The organism is Marinibaculum pumilum, assembly GCF_042646425.1.
In the GTDB taxonomy this organism is placed as follows: Bacteria; Pseudomonadota; Alphaproteobacteria; order Ferrovibrionales; family Ferrovibrionaceae; genus Marinibaculum; species Marinibaculum pumilum.
Genome location: NZ_JBHRTR010000034.1, coordinates 246,148 through 263,409, shown reverse-complemented (window position 1 = coordinate 263,409; position 17,262 = coordinate 246,148). Strand labels below are relative to the sequence as shown.

The window sequence follows — 17,262 nt, the reverse complement described above, 5'->3', positions numbered from 1 at the left end:
GGCGGCACAGTGGCGCGGGATCGACGGACGGAAGCGGCGGAGGCGGCGGAGGAGGCATTGCGGGATCGCCGCCACCGGCGACGGCGCATCGCCCGCGCCGTCCTGGCGGTCTCCCTGCTGCTGCCCTTCGGCCTGACCTTCTTCGTCGGCCTCTACGCCCTGTTCGGCCTGGCGGCCGTCGGCCTGTTCTGGACCGCCTACGAATCCTGGATGCAGTCGCGGGAATTCGCCGACACGCCGACATCGAAGATCCGCTCCGCCGCGCAGGGCTATGTCGAACTGGTGGCCCAGGGCAGCGACATGGACGAAGAGGGGCGCCCGATCCGCGGCCCCCTCTCCGGCCAGCCCTGCTGCTACTGGCAGCTGACCGCGGAACGGGAGCATGACCGCGGCAATGTCGGCCGCTGGTGGATCCTTGCCCTGGCACGGTCGACGCCCGACCTGCTGCCGCTGTCCGACGGCACCGGCACCTGCCTGATGAACCTGGCGGAGGCGGAGATCGAGGCCGGCGAGGTCGAGATCCGCCCCGCCACGCAGGCCGAGCTGCAGGACATGGCGCATCTGTTCCCGGAAGCGATGCGCCCCGCCCTGGCGCAGCCCGGCACCTGGCGGTTCCGCGAGATGCGGCTGCCCGCCGGCACCGATCTCTATGCCGTAGGCCGCTTCCGCAGCCTGCCATCGAACAACGATCCGTTCGACAGTGGCCCGTTGGACAGGGACTGGGCGCGGCGGGCCGTGGCGGCGGACCGCGGCACGGCGTTCCGCCAGCTGGATGCGGTGGAGGTGACGCCGCAGGCGGTCACCGCACGGCTGGCGGAGGCCCGCGCGCGCTGGCAGGCGCTGGTGCGGCGGCTCGAGGGGATCCCGCCCGACGCCCTGCCCGGCGGCACCGTCATGGTGCACCTGCTGGGGCCGGAGCGGATGCTGGGGCGGAACTGGCCGCTGATCCTGTCGCTCTCGCCGGAGCACCGGCAGATCCGGCAGCGCCTGCGCCACGCCCGGACCGCCCTGTTCCTGGGCCTCGCCACGGCTTCCGTCACGTTTCTCCTGATCCTCTTCGCGCCGACCCCGTCGGTGCAGGATACGCTGACGGCGATCCGCCTGGTGACCATGCGGCCCTGAACCTGCGTCCCGGCAGCGGCCGGGCCTGCCTCTCGCACGAAGCATTTGGCGGAAACGCAGCGGTCGGGCATCATCTTGCCGCGGCGCCGGCCACGCCGCACCGGTGGAGCGGATATCCGGGATGGACGCGTGAGTGATGGACGCGTGAGTCGGACGGCGGCCGGCAACAGTCGCAGAAAGAGCGAGCGGAGCGACGGCAGCCGGCGGCGTGGCAGCCGGCGGCGGTCGCGCTGGCTGCTGTTCGGCGCCTTCCTCGCGGGCCCGGCGGCGCTGGCGTTCGTCAGCTTCTTCTACGGGATCCTCAGCCTCTTCATCCTGGCCGGCATCTTCGGCGCGCTGGCGGCGCTGCGGCAGGCCCGTGAGATCCAGGATACGCCGACCTCGAAGATCCGCTCCGCCACCCAGGGCTATGTCGAACTGGTGCTGCGCGGCAGCGCCACCGATGCCGAGGGCAATCCGATCACCGGCCCCCTGTCGGGCAAGCCCTGCTGCTACTGGCATCTCGATGCACAGCGGCGGGTCAAGCGCGGCGATGAGGAGGAATGGCAGACGGAGGCCTTCGCGCGATCGGTACCGGAACTGCTGCCGATCGGCGATGGGACCGGCACCTGCTACCTGGCCGTGGCAGAGGCCGATTTCCATGCGATCGTGCCGGAGGAGCGCAGCGCCGGCGAGGCCGAGCGCGCGGCGGTGGCGCATCTGTTCCCGGAACATCAGCGTGCCCGCCTGGGCCGCAGCGGGCGCTGGCGCCTGAAGGAGACCGCGCTGCCGGCGGACACCGAGCTCTACGCCCTCGGCCGCTTCACCAGCTATCGCTCCAACGAACTGCCGTTCGACGACAGCTGGGCAGAGCGCATGGCCGGCGCGGACGAAGGGATCCCGATCGACCTGCGCGGCATGGCCCGCAGCCTGCAGAACAAGCGTGCGCCGTCCCGCGAGGCGGCCGACGCACGATGGCGGGCAGAGATGCGGCGCCTGGAAGGCATCGCCCCCGACGCACCCCTGTCGGGCAGCGTGGTGGCGCATGTGCTGAGCGCGGACTGGGACGAACGGCGCGACCTGATCGTCGGCGCCACCTCTGAGCGCGGGATGGTGCGCAACCTGCGGATCCTGGCGATCGCGGCCGTGGTGATGTCGCTCATCGCCACGGCGATCCTGGTCGCCATCCTGTTCGACGATTATCCGGACATGATGTGGGGCCTGGTGGCCAGCCTGTGGCTGCCGGCAAACTAGGCGCAGGGAGCCACGCCGTGATGTCCGCCCGCCCGCAAGAGGTCCTCATCCCGGTTGGCACCGAAAGCAGCGGTCGGGCAGGATGGACCGATGCCGCCGGCCACGCCGCGACGGCAGGCGGGAAGCGGGGCGAAGGTGTGAGCGGGGCACAGGGCGGGCCGCAGGCCGGCACGGCAGGGGCAGGCCGTCCGCATGGCGGGCGCCGGCCAGATCACGGGAATCGTCGGCGGTTCCGCTGGCTCCTGACCGCCGCCCTGTTCCTGATCCCGGCGATTCTGGGTCTCTTCTTCGCCTATGCGCTGCTCGGCCTGTTCGTCCTGGGTGGATTGTGGGGCGCGCGCGCGGCCCTGCGGCAGGCCCGCGAGATCGCGGACACCCCGACATCGAAGATCCGCTCCGCCGCACAGGGCCATGTCGAGATCGTGGCGCGCGGCAGCGCCGTCGACCAGGACGGCGCGGCGATCCGCGCGCCGCTCTCCGACAGCCCCTGTTGCTACTGGAAGCTCGAGGCGCAGCGCCGGGTGAAGCGGCCGAAGGGCCGCAGCGAATGGCGTACCCAGGCCTCGGCACGGATGCCGCCGGACCTGCTGCCGCTCAGCGACGGGACCGCCACCTGCTGGGTGGCGATCGCTGAGGCGGAGGTGCATGCCGGCGAAGGCACGACGCGCGCGGCTGACGATGCGGAGCGGCAGGCCGTCGCCCATCTGTTCCCGGCCGCTCAGCAGCGGCTGCTGTCCCGGGACGGCGCGTGGCGCCTGGTCGAGACGCGGCTGCCTGCCGACCGCGACCTCTATGCCATGGGTCGCTTCACCAGCTACCGCTCCAACGAGCAGCCGTTCGACGACAGCTGGGCCCACCGCCTGGCCGGCATGGACGAACGCGCGCCGGCCGTGCTGCGCAACCTGGCGCAGATCGCGCTGGACAGGTCGGCCGAGGCCCGGGCCGCGGCAACCGCACGCTGGTGGCAGGAGATGCGGCGGCTGGAGGGGATCGGCCCGGATGCGCCGCTGGGCGGCACCGCGATGGCGCATGTCCTCAGCGCCGACTGGCGAAGCGGCCGCAACCGCCCGCTGGTCGTTTCCGACAGGCCGGAGCGCCGCCTGATCCGGCACTACCGGCTGATGGCCGCCGCCTGTCTCGCGATCGCCCTGGCGGTCGCGGCGGTCCTGGCGGTGATCCTGGCGCAGCAGCATCCGGAGACCGTGCAGGCGCTGCTGGCGCGGTTCGGCCTGCCGCCGCAACCGAAGGAGTGAGCCCCGTTGGACATCACAACCATCGTCATCCTGGTCGTCGTCGCGCTGATCCTCGTCTACGGGATCAGCATCTACAACCGCCTGGTCGCCCTGAAGCACAATGTCGACGAGGCCTGGTCGAACATCGACGTGCTGCTGAAGCAGCGCTACGAGGAACTGCCGAAGCTGGTGGAGACCTGCAAGCAGTACATGTCCTACGAGCAGGAGGTGCTGGAGAAGGTCACCGCCCTGCGCAACGAGGCGGAGACCGCCCGCCGCGACGGCGATGTGGGCGAGGTCAACCGAACCGAGGGCGCGCTCGGCCTGGCCGTCACCGGCCTGCTGGCACGGGCGGAGGCCTATCCCGACCTGAAGGCGGCGGAGAGCTTCCGCCAGCTGCTGGGGCGGATCTCCGCCCTGGAGGAATCGATCTCCGACCGGCGCGAGTTCTATAACGAGGCGGTGAACATCAACAACATCCGGCGCGAGCAGTTTCCCGACATGCTGGTCGCGAAGCCTTTCGGCTTCGGCGCGAAGCCGCTGTTCGAGGCGGAGCCCGAGGCGACGAAGAATGTCGACATGAAGGCCCTGTTCGGCGCCTGACGGCTCAGCCGCCCGCGCCGCTGCGCAGCAGCAGGTCGAATTCCTCCGCCGCCGCCAGCAGCGGCGCACCGCTCTGCTCCACCCGGGCCTGCAGCAGCGCCCCTTCCAGCGCGGCCACCGCGAGCACGGCCAACCGCTCGGCGCGGGCCTGCGGGAAGCCGTCGGCCGCCAGGCGTTTCGCCAGCAGACCGCGCCAGGCCGCATGCGCGATGCGGCCGGCTTCGGTGATCGCCGCATCCGCCGGCGCATTCTCCAGCAGCACCGTGGTCATCGGGCTGCCGTCCCGATAGTCCGACTTCGCCATCCAGCCGGCCAGCAGCCCGGCATGCGCCTTCACCAGCGCGCCGGCGCTGGGGGCCGCCCGCGCCAGGTCCGCCACCGTCTCCGCCACGCGGCGCCCGGCCTCCTGCACCGCGGCTTCGGCGATCGCCGCCTTGCCCGCCGGGAAGTAGTGGTACAGCGAGCCCTTCGGCGCGCCGCTGACGGCGGTGATCTCCGCCAGCCCGGTGGCGGCATAGCCCTGGCGACGGAACAGGGTGACGGCGGCGTCGACAATGGCCTGGCGGTGCTTCGGCGGAGGCGGCATCTGGTTCCGGGGACAAATGAGGGCGGGATCCGCATCCTGGCATGCGCACCCGGCAGAGAACATCTCGCAAGACGAAATTATATTGACCGGTCTATATAATTTCGTGCAGACTTCGTCCCGATCGGCCACCAGGGAGGACGACCCGATGAGCGAACGCCTGCGCTACGAGATCCAGGACGGCATCGCCCGCATCGTGATGGATGACGGCAAGCTGAACGTGATGTCGCCGGCGATGCTGCAGGACATTGCCGGCGCCTTCGATCGCGCTGCCGCCGAGGGTGTGCCGGCGTTGCTCACGTCCGGCCGGCCCGGCATCTTCTCCGCAGGCTTCGACCTGAAGGTGCTCGCCGCCAACGACCCGGAGGCCAGCCTGGCGATGGTGCGGGCGGGCGCGGACCTGGCGCTCCAGATCCTCTGCCACCCGCTGCCGGTGGTCGCCGCGATCGCCGGCCATGCCTATCCGATGGGCGCCTTCCTGACCCTGGCCTCCGACATCCGCATCGGCGGTGCCGGGCCTTACCGGATCGGCCTCAACGAGGTGGCGATCGGCATCCCGGCGCCAGGCTTCGCGCTGGAACTGGCGCGCCAGCGGCTGACCCCGGCGGCGCTGAACCGCACCGCGGTCACCGGCAGCATGTTCGGCTTCGACGAGGCCGTCGCGGCCGGCTTCCTGGACGAACTGGTGCCGGAAGCGGAACTGCCGGCCCGCGCCGATGCGGTGACCCGGGCCCTTGCCGGCATCCACCTGCCCTCCCACGCGGTGGTCAAGCACCGCCTGCGGCAGGGCGCGGTCGACGCCATCCGCGCCGCGATCGACACGGAACTGACCCTGGATGCCTATCGCCGGCGCGCCGCGGAGGGCCCGTCCGCCGTGCGGCTACCGAACGCGCCGGCCGCATAGGCCGCCGCCCGCGCCGCCGGCGAAGGCCTTTCCGGGGTCAGTCGAGGTCGGGCGGCGCCAGCGGCGGGGCGTGGCGTTCCAGATAGCGGGCGAGCCGCAGCACACCGGCATCGTCGAAGCGGTGGCCGACGATCTGGATGCCGACCGGCAGCCCGTCGGGATCGGTGCCGAAGGGCAGGCTGGCGGCGGGCTGTTCCGTCAGGTTGAACAGGCAGGTATTGCCCCAGAGGGAGAAGGGCCGCACGCCGTCCGGCGCCAAGGTGCCGGCGGCGAAGGCGGTCACCGGGGTGCTGGGCAGGATCAGGAATTCCGCGCCGTCGACCAGCCGCACGGCACGCTCGCGCAGGCGCTGCATCGCGTTCAGGCCGTCGTAGAGCTCGACCGCGCTCATCGCCTCCCCCGCCCGGGTCCAGTCCCAGATCGCCGGCGACAGGCGGGCCTCCTCCTCCGGGCGCTTGGAGAGTTCGGCCAGGCAGCGCACCAGATAATGGCGCTCCACCGGGTCGAGGTCCGCCGCCTCGAACGGCGGCGACAGGCGCTCCACCTCCGCGCCGGCGCCGGCCAGCAGCGCCTCGACCCGGTCAAGGGCATGCAGCACGGCGCGGTCCGGCGCCGGCCCCGTGCCGAGGTCGGGCACCACCACAATGCGCAGGCCGGACGGTTCGAAGGCCTCCAGATCGGCGTGATAATCCTCGCCCGACGGCGGCAGCGCCGTGAAGTCGCGGCCGTCCGGCTGCGCCAGCACGTTCAGCAGCAGCGCCGCGTCGCGGACGTGGCGGGCCAGCGGGCCGGCGACCAGGGCCGGGCTGGGCTGGAACCAGTACGGCACCCGGCCCTGCGACGGCTTCAGCCCGGCCAGGCCGCACCAGGATGCCGGCACCCGGATCGAACCGACGATATCGGTGCCGATGGCTACCGGCTCGATCCCGGCGGCCACCGATGCCGCCGCGCCGGAGGAGGATGCGCCGGCGGTGCGCGACAGGTTGCGCGGATTGCAGGTGGTGCCGTGGCGGGAACTGACGCTGGAGGCCAGGATGCCGTAGTCGCACATCGCGTTCTTGCCCAGGATCACCGCGCCGGCTTCCCGCACCCGGGCGACCGTCGGATGGTCATGGTCGGCCACCCGTTCCGGTTCCGCAGCCGAGCCGCGATATCCCGGCAGGCCCTTCGTCGCCAGGGCATCCTTGATGGTCATCGGGACGCCGTCCAGCGGGCCGGCCGGGGCGCCGTCGCGCCAGCGCCTGTCGGACAGCGCAGCGGCCGCCAGGGCGGCTTCCCGATCGACATGGTAGACCGCATTGACCCGGGGGTTCACCTGCTCGATCCGGTCGAGCTGGCCTTCCACGACCTCCACCGGCGACAGCGCCCTCTGCCGGTAGGCGTGGATCAGCTCCTCCAGCGACATCCAGGTCCATGCGTCCGCCATCCCGTCCCCCTTCCGCACGCGTTCACGCCGCGGACCATGACGGGGTTCGCCGCAAAGGGCCAGGGACCGGCATGTCGCCGGCCGCGCCCCACGCCGTCAGCCGCCGGAATCCGCCTTTCCCTGCCTCCGTTTCCGCGCCGCGCCGCGGCTGCGTTTCGGCTTCGGGTTCGCCAGCGCCTGCTCCAGCGCGCGGCGGGCCCAGTCGCAGAACGCCTCGTCATCGTCCAGGCATTCTTCCGGCGGGGTGATATAGCCCGGCACCTCCACCTCCCGGTCCCGCCGGCTGTAGCGGAACGGCCGCCCGCCGGCCGCCGCGATCTCCGCCTGCAGCGGCCCGGCGGCGCGCAGGTAGAACTCCTTCCGCAGCACCGCGGCGAACTGCTCGCCGCCGATGCGGAACTGCCAGCCGCCGAAGAAGCGGCGGCATTCGATCGGGCCCAACGGCGCCAGGCGGTCCAGGCAGTGGCGGACATATTCCGGCGGTTCGGCCGCAGGCATCGCTGCTCCCCCTTGATTGCCCGGGCAGGGTACAGGAAGGCAGATGGTTTGCCCCATACCCGGCACCGCCTACAGTAGCGCCGTATTCGGACAGGCGTTCAGCGGGGGAGGCGGCAGCGCATGCGGGTCGGCGTCGAGGTGGGCGGGACATTCACCGACCTGGTGATGGTGACGGACGGGCGGATCCGGGTGACCAAGGTGCCCTCGACCCCGGCACGGCCGGACGAGGGCGCGCTTGCGGCGATCGACGCGGCGTCGGTCGACCTGTCCGCGGTGGACGACCTGGTGCACGGCTCCACCGTGGCGACCAACGCGATCCTGGAGCGCAAGGGCGCCCGCATCTGCCTGTTCACCACCGCCGGCTTCCGTGACGTGCTGTTCCTGCAGCGCCACAGCCGGCGCCGGATTTACGACCTGTTCTACCGCAAGCCCGAACCGGTGCTGCATCGCCGCGACATCTTCGAAATCCAGGAGCGGATGGGGTCGGACGGCCGCGCGGTGCGCGCCCTCGACCCGGCCACGGCCGAGGCCGCGATCCGTACCGCCCTTGCCGGCGGCGATTACGAGGCGGTCGCGATCTGCTTCCTGAACGCCTATGCCGACCCGGCGCACGAGGCGGCCGTGGCGGAGATCGTGCGGCGGCTGCGCCCCGAGCTGAACGTCACCTGCAGCCACGATGTCTGCCGCGAGTTCCGCGAATATGAGCGCAGCTCGACCACCACCCTCGCCGCCTATGTACAGCCGGTGATCGAACGCTACCTGAACCGCTTCGCCGCCGCCCTGAAGGCCGGCGGCCATGCCGGCCGGTTCAGCGTGATGCAGTCCAACGGCGGCCGCCTGCCCGCCGACGCGATGGGTCGCAACGCCATCACCTCCCTGTTCTCCGGCCCGGCCGCAGGGGTGATCGGCGCCGCCCGGATGGCCGCCCGCGCCGGCTTCGCGGAGGTGATCACCCTGGACATGGGCGGCACCTCCACCGATGTCTGCCTGGTGGAGGGCGGCCGGCCCTCACTGATCGGCGAGACGGAGATCGACGGCCTGCCGATCAAAACCCCGGTGATCGACATCGCCACGGTGGGTGCCGGCGGCGGCTCCCTGATCTGGATCGACGACGGCGGGCTGACGCGGGTCGGCCCGCATTCCGCCGGCGCCGATCCCGGCCCCGCCTGCTACGGCCGCGGCGGCAAAGCGGCGACCGTGACCGATGCCCATCTGGTGCGCGGCACGATCCGCGGCGAAAGCTTCCTGGGCGGGCGCATGGCGCTGGACATGGAGGCCGCCGCCGTCGCGCTGCGCGAACAGGCGGGGAAGCTGGGGCTGGAGCCGGTGCAGGCCGCCGATGCGGCGATCCAGATCGCGGATGCGAACATCACGCAGGCGATCCAGCGGATCTCCACCGAGCGCGGCAAGGATCCGCGCGACTATGCACTGCTCGCCTTCGGCGGCGCCGGCCCGATGCAGGCCGCAAGGATCGCCGAGGATCTGGGCCTGCGGACCGTGCTGGTACCGCCGCATGCCGGCGTGCTGTCGGCCTGGGGCCTGCTGGCCAGCGATTTCGTCCATTATGCGGCGCAGACCCGCCGGCTGCCGGTGGCGCCGGACTCGCTGCCGGAGATCCGCGCCACGCTCGAATCCCTGTCGGCGGAAGTGCAGGCCTATCTGCGCGACCTGGGCCTGACCGACCCGCCGCGGCTGACAGCGACCCTGGAGATGCGCTATCTGGGGCAGGCTTTCGAGATCCCGGTGGAGGCGGAGCTGGCCGCACTGCTGGCGATGGATGCGGCTGCATTGTCGGCCGCTTTTGACCGCGCGCACCACCAGGTGTTCGAATTCTCCAAGGGCGGCGGCGCGGCGGAGATCGTCTCCTTCCGGGTCGGCGCCGCGGTGGCGCCGGCGGCGCTGCCCGACCTGGCACAGGACGCGGAGGCGGCGACGCCGCCGCGGCCGATCGAAATCTTCGAGCGCGGCCGGCGCAAGGCCTGCACCCTGCTGCCGCGGAGCGCGCTGGCCGCCGGCGACCCGCCGCGGCCCGGTCCCCTTCTGGTCGAGGACGGGACCAGCACGATCTATGTGCCGGACGGCTGGACGGCGGCCGTCGGCGAAGCCCATTGCCTGGTCATGCGCCGGGCACAGGACAATCAAGAGGACAGCAGCCGATGACCGACTCGATCCCGCAGGAGGACGGCCTCTCGACCGTCGACAGGGCCGTCATCATCCAGGCGCTGGTGGCCGCGACCCGGGAGATGGGCGCGAAGCTGATCCGCTCCGCCCATTCGCCGATCGTGCGGGAGGCGGCCGACTGTTCCGCCGCGCTGCTGGACCCGGCCGGCAATGTGGTGGCGCAGGCGGAGCTGATCCCGATGCAGCTCGGCTCGATCAGCCACACCTTCGGCCCCTGTGCCGCCGCGACGCCGCCGGAAGAACTGGTGGAGGGCGATTTCTACATCTCCAACGACCCCTATCACGGTGGCCAGCACGTCCCCGACATCTTCCTGTTCACGCCGATCTTCCTGGACGGCATCCTGATCGGCTTCAGCGCCACGGTCGCGCATCACATCGACCTGGGCGGCGGCAAGCCGGGGCTGAACCCGGAAGCCTCCGACGTGCACCAGGAAGGCATCATCTTCCCGCCCAGCCGCTACAACCTCGCCCGCGACTGGCAGGGCGGGCCGTTGGAACGCTTCATCCGCGCCAATGTCCGCATGCCCGACGCCACAATCGGCGACCTGGACGCCCAGTTCGCGGCCAACGCCATCGGCGCGACCCGGCTGACGGAACTCTGCCGCAAGCACGGGCCGGCCAAGGTGCAGGCAGCGATGTCGGAGGTCCTGGACTATTCGGAGCGCCGCATCCGCGCCGCCATCGCCGCCTGCCCCGACGGCGTCTATGTGGGCGAGGACGCGATGGACGATGACGGGCTGGGCTCCGGCCCGGTGAAGGTGCGCGCCACCGTTACCGTCAGCGGTTCCGACGTGGCGATCGACTTCGCCGGCAGCTCCGACCAGGTGAAGAGCAACATGAACTCGCCCTTCGCCTCGACGGTCGCCGCGGCGGTGTCCTGCGTGAAGTCGGTGATGACCAGTGCCGACATCCCCTACAATTCGGGGGCGGTGCGGCCGATCACGGTGACCGCGCCCTATGGCAGCCTGCTGAACCCGAAGCCGCCGGCTCCGGTGCGGGCGCGCCTGCTGCCGACCTACCGGGTGTTCGACGCGGTGATGCGGGCCCTGGCCCAGGCCCTGCCGGAGAAGGTGATCGCGTCGGGCTACGACACCACCATCGCCTCCTGCCTCAGCCATCTGGGGCCGGAGGGCTATTCGATCTACCTGGAGATCTTCGGCGGCGGCTATGGCGCCGGGCCGCATAACGACGGCTGCGACGCCGTTGACAGCCCGCTGTCGAACTGCAGCAACATCCCGGTGGAAAGCCTGGACATGACCTATCCGTTCTTCCGGGTGGCGGAATATGCCCTGGTCCCCGGCTCCGCCGGCAGCGGCCGCCATCGCGGCGGGCTGGGCTTTCGCCGCACCTACGAGATCCTGGACGAGGAGGTCACCTTCGCCACCTATGGCGACCGCTTCCGCCTGCCGCCTGAAGGGCTGTTCGGCGGTGCGCCGGGGGCCTGCGCGCAGACATTGGTCGAGCGCGGCAACGAGCGGATCCCGCTGGCCTCCAAGCAGAGCTTCGCCCTGCGCGCCGGCGACCGGCTGGTGATGACCACCGGCGGCGGCGCCGGCTACGGGCCGCCGCAGGACCGGCCGCCGGCCCTGGCGGAGGCCGACCGCGCCGACGGCTTCACCGCCCCCGAGGTGCCGGCGTGAATGCCACCCATGCCGATATCGAGCTTCGCCCCGTCGACCGCTTCAACGTGGATGCGATCCTGCAGCTGACCGTGGCACCGCGACAGGCCCAGGTGGTGGCCAGCGCCGCGGTATCGCTGGCGCAGGCCCATTACGAGCCCGGCGCCTGGATCCGTGCGGTCTATCAGGCCGACCGCCCGGTCGGCCTGGTGGTGGTGTTCGACCCGCGCGATCCCGACGCGGAGCCCGATCCGATCATGCATCCCGGCGACATCCTGCTCTGGCGGCTGATGATCGACCGCGAATGCCAGGGCCGCGGCTATGGCCAGCAGGCGGTGCAGCGGGTGCTGGAGCGCTACCGCCAGGAGGATGGCGTGGAGCGCATCCTGGCCACCTACGCGCCGGGTCCGCAGGCGCCGAAGAGCTTCTTCGCCGGCCTCGGCTTCAAGCCCGAGGGGCAGGACGACGAGGGCGAGATCGTGGTGGCGCGGCCGATCCGGCTGCGCGATGGCGAGCCCGTGCCGCCGGCATCCAGCGGCGATTCCGGCGGGCCCGGCCGGACCTGAAATGACAGCAGGTCTCTTGACGTCATTCCAGGCCTTGAGCCTGGAATCCATTCCGCGAGCCGACCGGCCGGGCTGGCGGAATGGGCCCTCGGCTCGGTGGCCGAGGGCGACGGGTCCCGATATCAGTGGGACAGGCCACAGGAGGACGGGATGAAAATCGACCTGACCGGCCGGCGTGCCGTGGTCACCGGCTCCACCGCGGGCATCGGCTTCGGCATCGTGCAGGGCCTGGCCGCAGCCGGCGCCGCGGTGCTGCTGAACGGCCGCACCCAGGACCGGGTGGACGCCGCATTGCAGCAGCTTGCCGACACGGTGCCGGGCGCCCAGGCGGCCGGCATCGCCGCCGACCTGGGCACGGCGGAGGGCTGCAAGGCCTTCCTGAATGCCGCGCCGGAGACGGACATCCTGGTCAACAACCTGGGCATCTTCGGCACCGCCCCCTTCGCAAAGCTGAGCGATGCGGACTGGCAGCTTTATTTCGACGTCAACGTGATGTCCGGCGTGCGCATGACCCGCGCCTACCTGGGACCGATGGTGGACCGCGGCTGGGGCCGGGTCGTCTTCATCTCCTCGGAATCCGGGCTCAACATCCCGCCGGAGATGGTGCAGTACGGCTTCTCCAAGGCCGCCCAGATCGCCATCGCCCGCGGCCTGGCGGAAAGCGTCGCCGGCACCGGGGTGACGGTGAATTCCGTCCTGCCGGGACCGACCGACAGCGAAGGCGTGCGCAAGGCGATGGCGCGCCGCGCCGAGGCGACGGGCGTGCCGGCCGACACGGTGGCGGAGCGCTTCGTGAAGGAGCTTCGCCCCAGTTCGCTGATCCGCCGCCTGGCGACGGTCGAGGAGGTCGCCAACATGGTGGTCTATGCCTGTTCCGAACAGGCCTCCGCCACCACCGGCGCCGCGCTGCGGGTGGAAGGCGGCATCCTGCGCCATCCGGGGTGACGCCCCCCGGCCCGCCCTACACCTCCGACCGGTCCAGGGTCCCGTCGAACAGCGACAATGGCGGGTGCGCGTCCGGGTCGGTCATCACCTCCAGCAGCACCGGGCCGTCGGCGGCGAGCGCATGGCGCAGCGCCGGCCCGACCTCCCCGGCCGCCGCGATCCTGAGCCCCTCGCAGCCGCAGGCGCGGGCGATGGCGGCATGGTCGACGGGGCCGAAATGGCAGGCCGTGGTATAGGCGCCGAACTTCACCGTCTCGGCATCCTTCTGGAAGCCCAGCACGCCGTTGTTCAGGACGACCACCGGCAGCGCGATGCGGTGCCGCGCCAGGGTCTCCAGCTCCGCCCAGGCATGGGCGAAGCCGCCATCGCCGGCCAGCGCCACGACCGGAGCGTCGGGTGCGGCGAGCTTCGCACCGATCGCCAGCGGCAGGCCCCAGCCCAGGCCGGCCAGGCCGCGTGGGGTCAGGAAGCGCATGCCGGCGGCGAGGCCGCGCAGCTGCCCCACCACCCACATCGAGGCATAGCTGGCATCGCCGACCACCGTGCTGCGCGGCGTCAGCAGCGGCTGCAGCTCCGCCATCACCTGCTCCGGCCGGATCGGGCCGGCATTGGCCTGCAGCAGCGGCCGCAGGTCCTCGGCGAACGCCGACCAGGCGGTGGCGATGCGCGTCTCCAGGTTCGGCCGCGCGGCCGCACGCTGCCGCAGGTCGAGCGCCGCCAGCGCCGCCGCCAGCGCCTGCAGGCCTGCCGCCGCGTCGCCGACGAGGCGCAGCGCCTCGTGGTTGCGGCCGATCTCCTGCGGGTCGATGTCGAGATGGATCAGCCGGGCGCCCGGCGGCAGCAGCCGCCAGCTGTCGGTGCCGTTCTGGTTGGTGCGGGTGCCGACCAGCAGCACGACATCGGCGGCCACCAGCAGCGGCCGGCTGTGCCGGCCCAGCGAGCGCGGTCCGGTCAGCGCCCCCAGCACGCCGGCCGACAGCGGGTGATGCTCGTCGACCGCGCCCTTGCCCATGTTGGTGGTGAAGACCGGCAGATGCGCCGCCTCCTGCAGGGCGGCCAGCGCCTGCGGTGCGCCTGTCGCCAGCGCCCCGCCGCCGGCCAGCACCACCGGCTGCCGGGCCGTCGCGATCAGCCGTGCGGCCGCCCCCACGGCCTGCAGGTCCGGGCAGGGCCGGTCCAGCGGCCAGGCGCCGTAGTCCGCGGTCCGCGGCACCGGATCCGCGGGTGCCGCTTCGCGCAGCAGGTCGGCCGGCAGCAGCAGCGCGGCCGGCCCCGGCCGGCCGGACGCGGCGGCGAGGAAGGCCTGGTCGACATAATCGTCGACCCGGTCCGCGGTCTGGATCCGCCGCACCCACTTCGTGCAGGGCTGGAACAGGGCGATATGGTCCAGCTCCTGGAAGGCGTTGCGGTCGGCCTGCGCCCGTTCCACCTCCTGCACCAGGGCGACGACCGGCACCGAAGCCTTCAGCGCCTCCGCCAGCGGCGGCACCAGCAGGGTCGCGGCCGGACCGTTCTGGGCGCAGACCACGGCGGTCCGGCCGGCACGGCGGGCAAAGCCGTCGGCCATCGCGCCGCCCATATTCTCCTGCCGGTAGGCGATCTGCCGGATGCCGATCGCCTCGCAGGCCAGCACCACCGCCGAGGGCAGGCTCTGGCCGAAGATCATCGCCACCCCGTGCCGCCGCAGCGCCGCGGCGATCCGCCGGGCGACCGTCTCCTGTCCGTCCGCAGCCATCACGGCAGCTCCATGTAGCAATCGGCGCGTTCCTCCAGGAAGCGCTCGAAGACCTGCACCACCAGGTCGACCTCCGCCGGCCCCATCGGCGTGGAGAGGCAGCCGGAAGTGCCCCGGGGCAGCAGGATGCCGTGGCCGGCGCAGAAGCGGCTGAGCTCCGCCAGCACCGCCATCTCCGCCGGGGAACAATGCGCGTCGCGATGCTCGCGCGGCGGCCGCCGCTTCGGGTGGATGCGGAACAGGGAGGCCGCGCCGGTGATGGTGAACGGCGCCTGGCGGGCCATGCTGGCGGCCGCCAGCCGCCGGCGCAGGTCGTCGCCCAGCCCCTCCAGCCGCTGCAGCGCAGCCTGGTCGAGTGCCTGCATCGCCGCACGGCCCGCCACCATCGACAGCGGGTTGGCGGCGAAGGTGCCGCCCTGCGGCAGGGCCGGGCGGCCGCTGCTGGAATCGAACACCCGCATCACCTCGGCCCGTCCGCCGACCGCGCCGATCGGCAGGCCGCCGCCGATGATCTTGGCCAGCGCGAACAGGTCGGCCTGCAGCCCGTAGCGCGCCGCCGCCCCGCCATGGCCCTGGCGCAGGTTCAGCACCTCGTCGCTGATCAGCAGGATGCCGTGCCGCCGTGCCGCCGCCTCGACCGCCGCCAGGAAGTCCGGCTCCGGCGCCACCAGGCCGGCGCGGCTCGGCATCGGGTCCAGCACCACGGCCGCCAGCCGGTCGGCGTGGGCGCCGATCAGCCGCGCCGCACCTTCCGCATCGTTGAAGCGCAGGGTGACGACATCGCCCAGCACCGCCTCCGGCATGCCGCGATAGTAGGGCACCGCCGACGGCGCCTCGGCAGGCCCCCAGGTCCCGGGTTCGCTGGCCTGGCTGACCTCCACCCAGTCATAGGCGCCGTGATAGGCGCCCTCCACCTTGGCGATCGCCGGCCGGCCGGTGAAGGCGCGCGCCGCCTTCACCGCGAACAGCACCGCCTCGGTCCCGGAATTGCAGAACCGCAGCCGGTCCAGCCCCGGCACCCGGCCGCAGAGCAGCTCCGCCAGCGCGATCTCGTGCTCGGTCGGGTTGGCGAAGGCGGTGCCGTCGCGAAGCTGGCGCTGCAGCGCCTCGGTCACCGGCGCGAAGGCATGGCCGTGGATCAGTGCGGTGTAGTTGTTGTTCAGGTCCAGGTAGCGCCGCCCGTCCAGGTCGTGCAGCCAGGCGCCGGCGCCGTGGCTGACATAGCGCGGCACCGGGTCGCGCTCCACGGTGACACGGGTGGTGCCGCCGGGCAGCACCTGCCGCGCGCGGGCATAGGCGTCGCGGGAACGGGCGCCGGCCGCGCCGCCGGCCTGCGGTGCGCCGCTCATGCGGAGGCTGCCGGTCCGGCGGCGGCGCCCCGCAGCCGCCGGGTGGCCGCGTGGTCGACCGCCGCCCCGTCCGCGGTCAGCGCCACGCCGTAGACCGACCGCGCCGCTTCCGGGCTGACCACCCCGTCCGCCACGTCGCGCAGCACCGCCGCCGGATCGCGGCGCCTCGGGTCGCCCCAGCCGCCGCCGCCGGGCGAGGCGATCGCCAAGCGCAGCGGCGGCAGCGGCCGCACGCCGTATTGCGGTGCCTCGACAGGCGGTCCCGCTGCCGGTGCCAGGCTCATGCTGCCGACCGCGCCAGTCCCGCCGCCGACCGTGCCGAAGCCGGAGGGGCGGCGGATGCCTTCGCCGCGGAAGGCGAACTGCGCCGGCTCCAGGATATCGGCCTCGTACGTAACCCCGGTGCCGCCGCGGAAGCGGCCGGCGCCGCCGCCGTCGCAGCGGAATTCCTGGCGGCGGATGGCGACCGGATAGAGCTGTTCGAAGACTTCGACATCGGGCAGCGACATGCCGCCGAGGGTGGTCAGCTGGCCGATGGTGTTGAAGCCGTCCCTGCCGCGCACCGCGCCGCCGCCGGAAGAGCCGTGCCAATGGTACATGACATAGGGCTGGCCCTGCCGGTCGGGGCCGGAGGTGATGCAATAGGCCACCTTGCCCCAGCCGGCGCAGGCGCGGTCGGGATCGACCTGCGCCAGGGCCTGCCAGCAGGCATGCACGATCTCCCCGGCCGGATAGACGGTGTTCATCGTCATCGCGGCGGGAAAGCGCGCGTTGACCACGCTGCCTTCCGGCGCGCGGATGGTCACCGCCCGGCAGGCCCCCTCGTTGCGCGGCAGGTCGGCGTCCAGGAAGGCGCCCAGCGCCATGTAGACCGAGGAGCAGGTATTGGCGAGCGAGCTGTTCTTGAAGCCGCGGGTCTGCGGGTCGGTGCCGGCGAAGTCGAACAGGATGGCGTCGCCCTCGATCCGCACCGTCACCCGCACCCGCACCTCCACCGCATCGAAGCAGTCGGTGTCGCTGCCATCCTCGCCCTGCCAGCGGCCGTCGGGCAGGCGCGCCAGCTCCGCCCGCATCATCCGCTCGGCATGCTCCAGGATCGCGGCCAGGTAGCGCCGGCCCTGCGCGACACCCAGGTCGGCGACCAGGGCGGCGATCCGCTCGGCGCCGATCCGGGTCGAACCGAGCATGGCGCGGAGATCGCCGTCCAGCAGGTGGGGGCAGCGCGAATTCAGCAGCAGCAGCTGCCAGAGATCCTCCCGCAGCCTG

At 72.3% G+C, this 17,262-nt stretch carries 15 protein-coding genes; 9 read left to right on the top strand and 6 right to left on the bottom strand.

The genetic code is table 11. The features are described from left to right. Positions 1-9 precede the first annotated feature (9 nt). The 4 genes from ACFOGJ_RS21105 to ACFOGJ_RS21090 all read left to right on the top strand — a co-directional run bounded on the left by ACFOGJ_RS21105 (position 10) and on the right by ACFOGJ_RS21090 (position 4,190). The gene (locus tag ACFOGJ_RS21105) at positions 10-1,122 is read left to right on the top strand and encodes a hypothetical protein (RefSeq protein WP_379904266.1); all 1,113 of its coding nucleotides are present in this window, start codon (positions 10-12) and stop codon (positions 1,120-1,122) included. A 129-nt stretch (positions 1,123-1,251) separates the two neighbouring features. Next, entirely contained in the window at positions 1,252-2,355 is a 1,104-nt protein-coding gene (locus ACFOGJ_RS21100) for a hypothetical protein (protein WP_379904264.1), read from the top strand. 137 nt (positions 2,356-2,492) lie between these two features. Next, entirely contained in the window at positions 2,493-3,608 is a 1,116-nt protein-coding gene (locus tag ACFOGJ_RS21095; RefSeq protein WP_379904262.1) for a hypothetical protein, read from the top strand. A gap of 6 nt (positions 3,609-3,614) precedes the next feature. Then, on the top strand, positions 3,615-4,190 hold the full coding sequence (locus ACFOGJ_RS21090) for a LemA family protein (protein ID WP_379904260.1): 576 nt from the start codon (positions 3,615-3,617) through the stop codon (positions 4,188-4,190). 4 nt (positions 4,191-4,194) lie between these two features. On the opposite strand, the gene ACFOGJ_RS21085 is transcribed toward ACFOGJ_RS21090, so the two are convergent. After that, the gene (locus ACFOGJ_RS21085) at positions 4,195-4,776 is read right to left on the bottom strand and encodes a TetR/AcrR family transcriptional regulator (RefSeq protein ID WP_379904258.1); all 582 of its coding nucleotides are present in this window, start codon (positions 4,774-4,776) and stop codon (positions 4,195-4,197) included. 145 nt (positions 4,777-4,921) lie between these two features. On the opposite strand from ACFOGJ_RS21085, the gene ACFOGJ_RS21080 reads away from it, so the two are divergent. Next, the gene (locus ACFOGJ_RS21080; RefSeq protein ID WP_379904256.1) at positions 4,922-5,677 is read left to right on the top strand and encodes a crotonase/enoyl-CoA hydratase family protein; all 756 of its coding nucleotides are present in this window, start codon (positions 4,922-4,924) and stop codon (positions 5,675-5,677) included. A 37-nt stretch (positions 5,678-5,714) separates the two neighbouring features. Here ACFOGJ_RS21080 and ACFOGJ_RS21075 read toward each other — a convergent pair whose 3' ends face one another. Beyond that, positions 5,715-7,103, bottom strand: coding sequence for an amidase family protein (locus ACFOGJ_RS21075; protein ID WP_379904254.1), 1,389 nt, complete (start codon positions 7,101-7,103; stop codon positions 5,715-5,717). A 96-nt stretch (positions 7,104-7,199) separates the two neighbouring features. Further along, positions 7,200-7,601 carry a TfoX/Sxy family protein gene (locus tag ACFOGJ_RS21070; protein ID WP_379904252.1) on the bottom strand — a complete coding sequence of 134 codons (402 nt, stop codon included), beginning with the start codon at positions 7,599-7,601 and terminating at the stop codon, positions 7,200-7,202. A gap of 120 nt (positions 7,602-7,721) precedes the next feature. Here ACFOGJ_RS21070 and ACFOGJ_RS21065 point away from each other — a divergent pair, with 120 nt between their 5' ends. From ACFOGJ_RS21065 to ACFOGJ_RS21050, 4 genes are all read left to right on the top strand, one after another. Continuing rightward, positions 7,722-9,761 (top strand): hydantoinase/oxoprolinase family protein, encoded by a 2,040-nt coding sequence (locus tag ACFOGJ_RS21065; RefSeq protein WP_379904250.1) that lies wholly within the window; start codon positions 7,722-7,724, stop codon positions 9,759-9,761. Continuing rightward, on the top strand, positions 9,758-11,422 hold the full coding sequence (locus ACFOGJ_RS21060) for a hydantoinase B/oxoprolinase family protein (RefSeq protein ID WP_379904248.1): 1,665 nt from the start codon (positions 9,758-9,760) through the stop codon (positions 11,420-11,422). The genes ACFOGJ_RS21065 and ACFOGJ_RS21060 overlap by 4 nt, the downstream gene beginning before the upstream one ends. Next, positions 11,419-11,967 (top strand): GNAT family N-acetyltransferase, encoded by a 549-nt coding sequence (locus tag ACFOGJ_RS21055; RefSeq protein WP_379904246.1) that lies wholly within the window; start codon positions 11,419-11,421, stop codon positions 11,965-11,967. The genes ACFOGJ_RS21060 and ACFOGJ_RS21055 overlap by 4 nt, the downstream gene beginning before the upstream one ends. 150 nt (positions 11,968-12,117) lie before the next feature. Continuing rightward, complete coding sequence (locus tag ACFOGJ_RS21050; protein WP_379904244.1) at positions 12,118-12,912, top strand: SDR family NAD(P)-dependent oxidoreductase; 795 nt, start codon at positions 12,118-12,120, stop codon at positions 12,910-12,912. A gap of 16 nt (positions 12,913-12,928) precedes the next feature. Here ACFOGJ_RS21050 and ACFOGJ_RS21045 read toward each other — a convergent pair whose 3' ends face one another. The 3 genes from ACFOGJ_RS21045 to ACFOGJ_RS21035 form a co-directional block, all read right to left on the bottom strand. After that, on the bottom strand, positions 12,929-14,647 hold the full coding sequence (locus ACFOGJ_RS21045; RefSeq protein ID WP_379904242.1) for an acetolactate synthase catalytic subunit: 1,719 nt from the start codon (positions 14,645-14,647) through the stop codon (positions 12,929-12,931). Continuing rightward, positions 14,647-15,996 (bottom strand): aspartate aminotransferase family protein, encoded by a 1,350-nt coding sequence (locus tag ACFOGJ_RS21040; protein ID WP_379904240.1) that lies wholly within the window; start codon positions 15,994-15,996, stop codon positions 14,647-14,649. Before ACFOGJ_RS21040 ends, ACFOGJ_RS21045 begins: the two co-directional genes overlap by 1 nt. Next, on the bottom strand, positions 15,993-17,262 hold a 1,270-nt coding region (locus ACFOGJ_RS21035), incomplete at its 5' end, for a hydantoinase B/oxoprolinase family protein (RefSeq protein ID WP_379904238.1). The genes ACFOGJ_RS21040 and ACFOGJ_RS21035, both read right to left, overlap by 4 nt.

What these genes read in the sequence shown, in the direction of transcription:
- ACFOGJ_RS21085 (WP_379904258.1), bottom strand. Translation starts at nt 4,776, where the DNA reads ATGCCGCCTCCGCCGAAGCACCGCCAGGCCATTGTCGACGCCGCCGTC.
- ACFOGJ_RS21080 (WP_379904256.1), top strand. Translation starts at nt 4,922, where the DNA reads ATGAGCGAACGCCTGCGCTACGAGATCCAGGACGGCATCGCCCGCATC.
- ACFOGJ_RS21075 (WP_379904254.1), bottom strand. Translation starts at nt 7,103, where the DNA reads ATGGCGGACGCATGGACCTGGATGTCGCTGGAGGAGCTGATCCACGCC.
- ACFOGJ_RS21070 (WP_379904252.1), bottom strand. Translation starts at nt 7,601, where the DNA reads ATGCCTGCGGCCGAACCGCCGGAATATGTCCGCCACTGCCTGGACCGC.
- ACFOGJ_RS21065 (WP_379904250.1), top strand. Translation starts at nt 7,722, where the DNA reads ATGCGGGTCGGCGTCGAGGTGGGCGGGACATTCACCGACCTGGTGATG.
- ACFOGJ_RS21060 (WP_379904248.1), top strand. Translation starts at nt 9,758, where the DNA reads ATGACCGACTCGATCCCGCAGGAGGACGGCCTCTCGACCGTCGACAGG.
- ACFOGJ_RS21050 (WP_379904244.1), top strand. Translation starts at nt 12,118, where the DNA reads ATGAAAATCGACCTGACCGGCCGGCGTGCCGTGGTCACCGGCTCCACC.
- ACFOGJ_RS21045 (WP_379904242.1), bottom strand. Translation starts at nt 14,647, where the DNA reads ATGGCTGCGGACGGACAGGAGACGGTCGCCCGGCGGATCGCCGCGGCG.
- ACFOGJ_RS21040 (WP_379904240.1), bottom strand. Translation starts at nt 15,996, where the DNA reads ATGAGCGGCGCACCGCAGGCCGGCGGCGCGGCCGGCGCCCGTTCCCGC.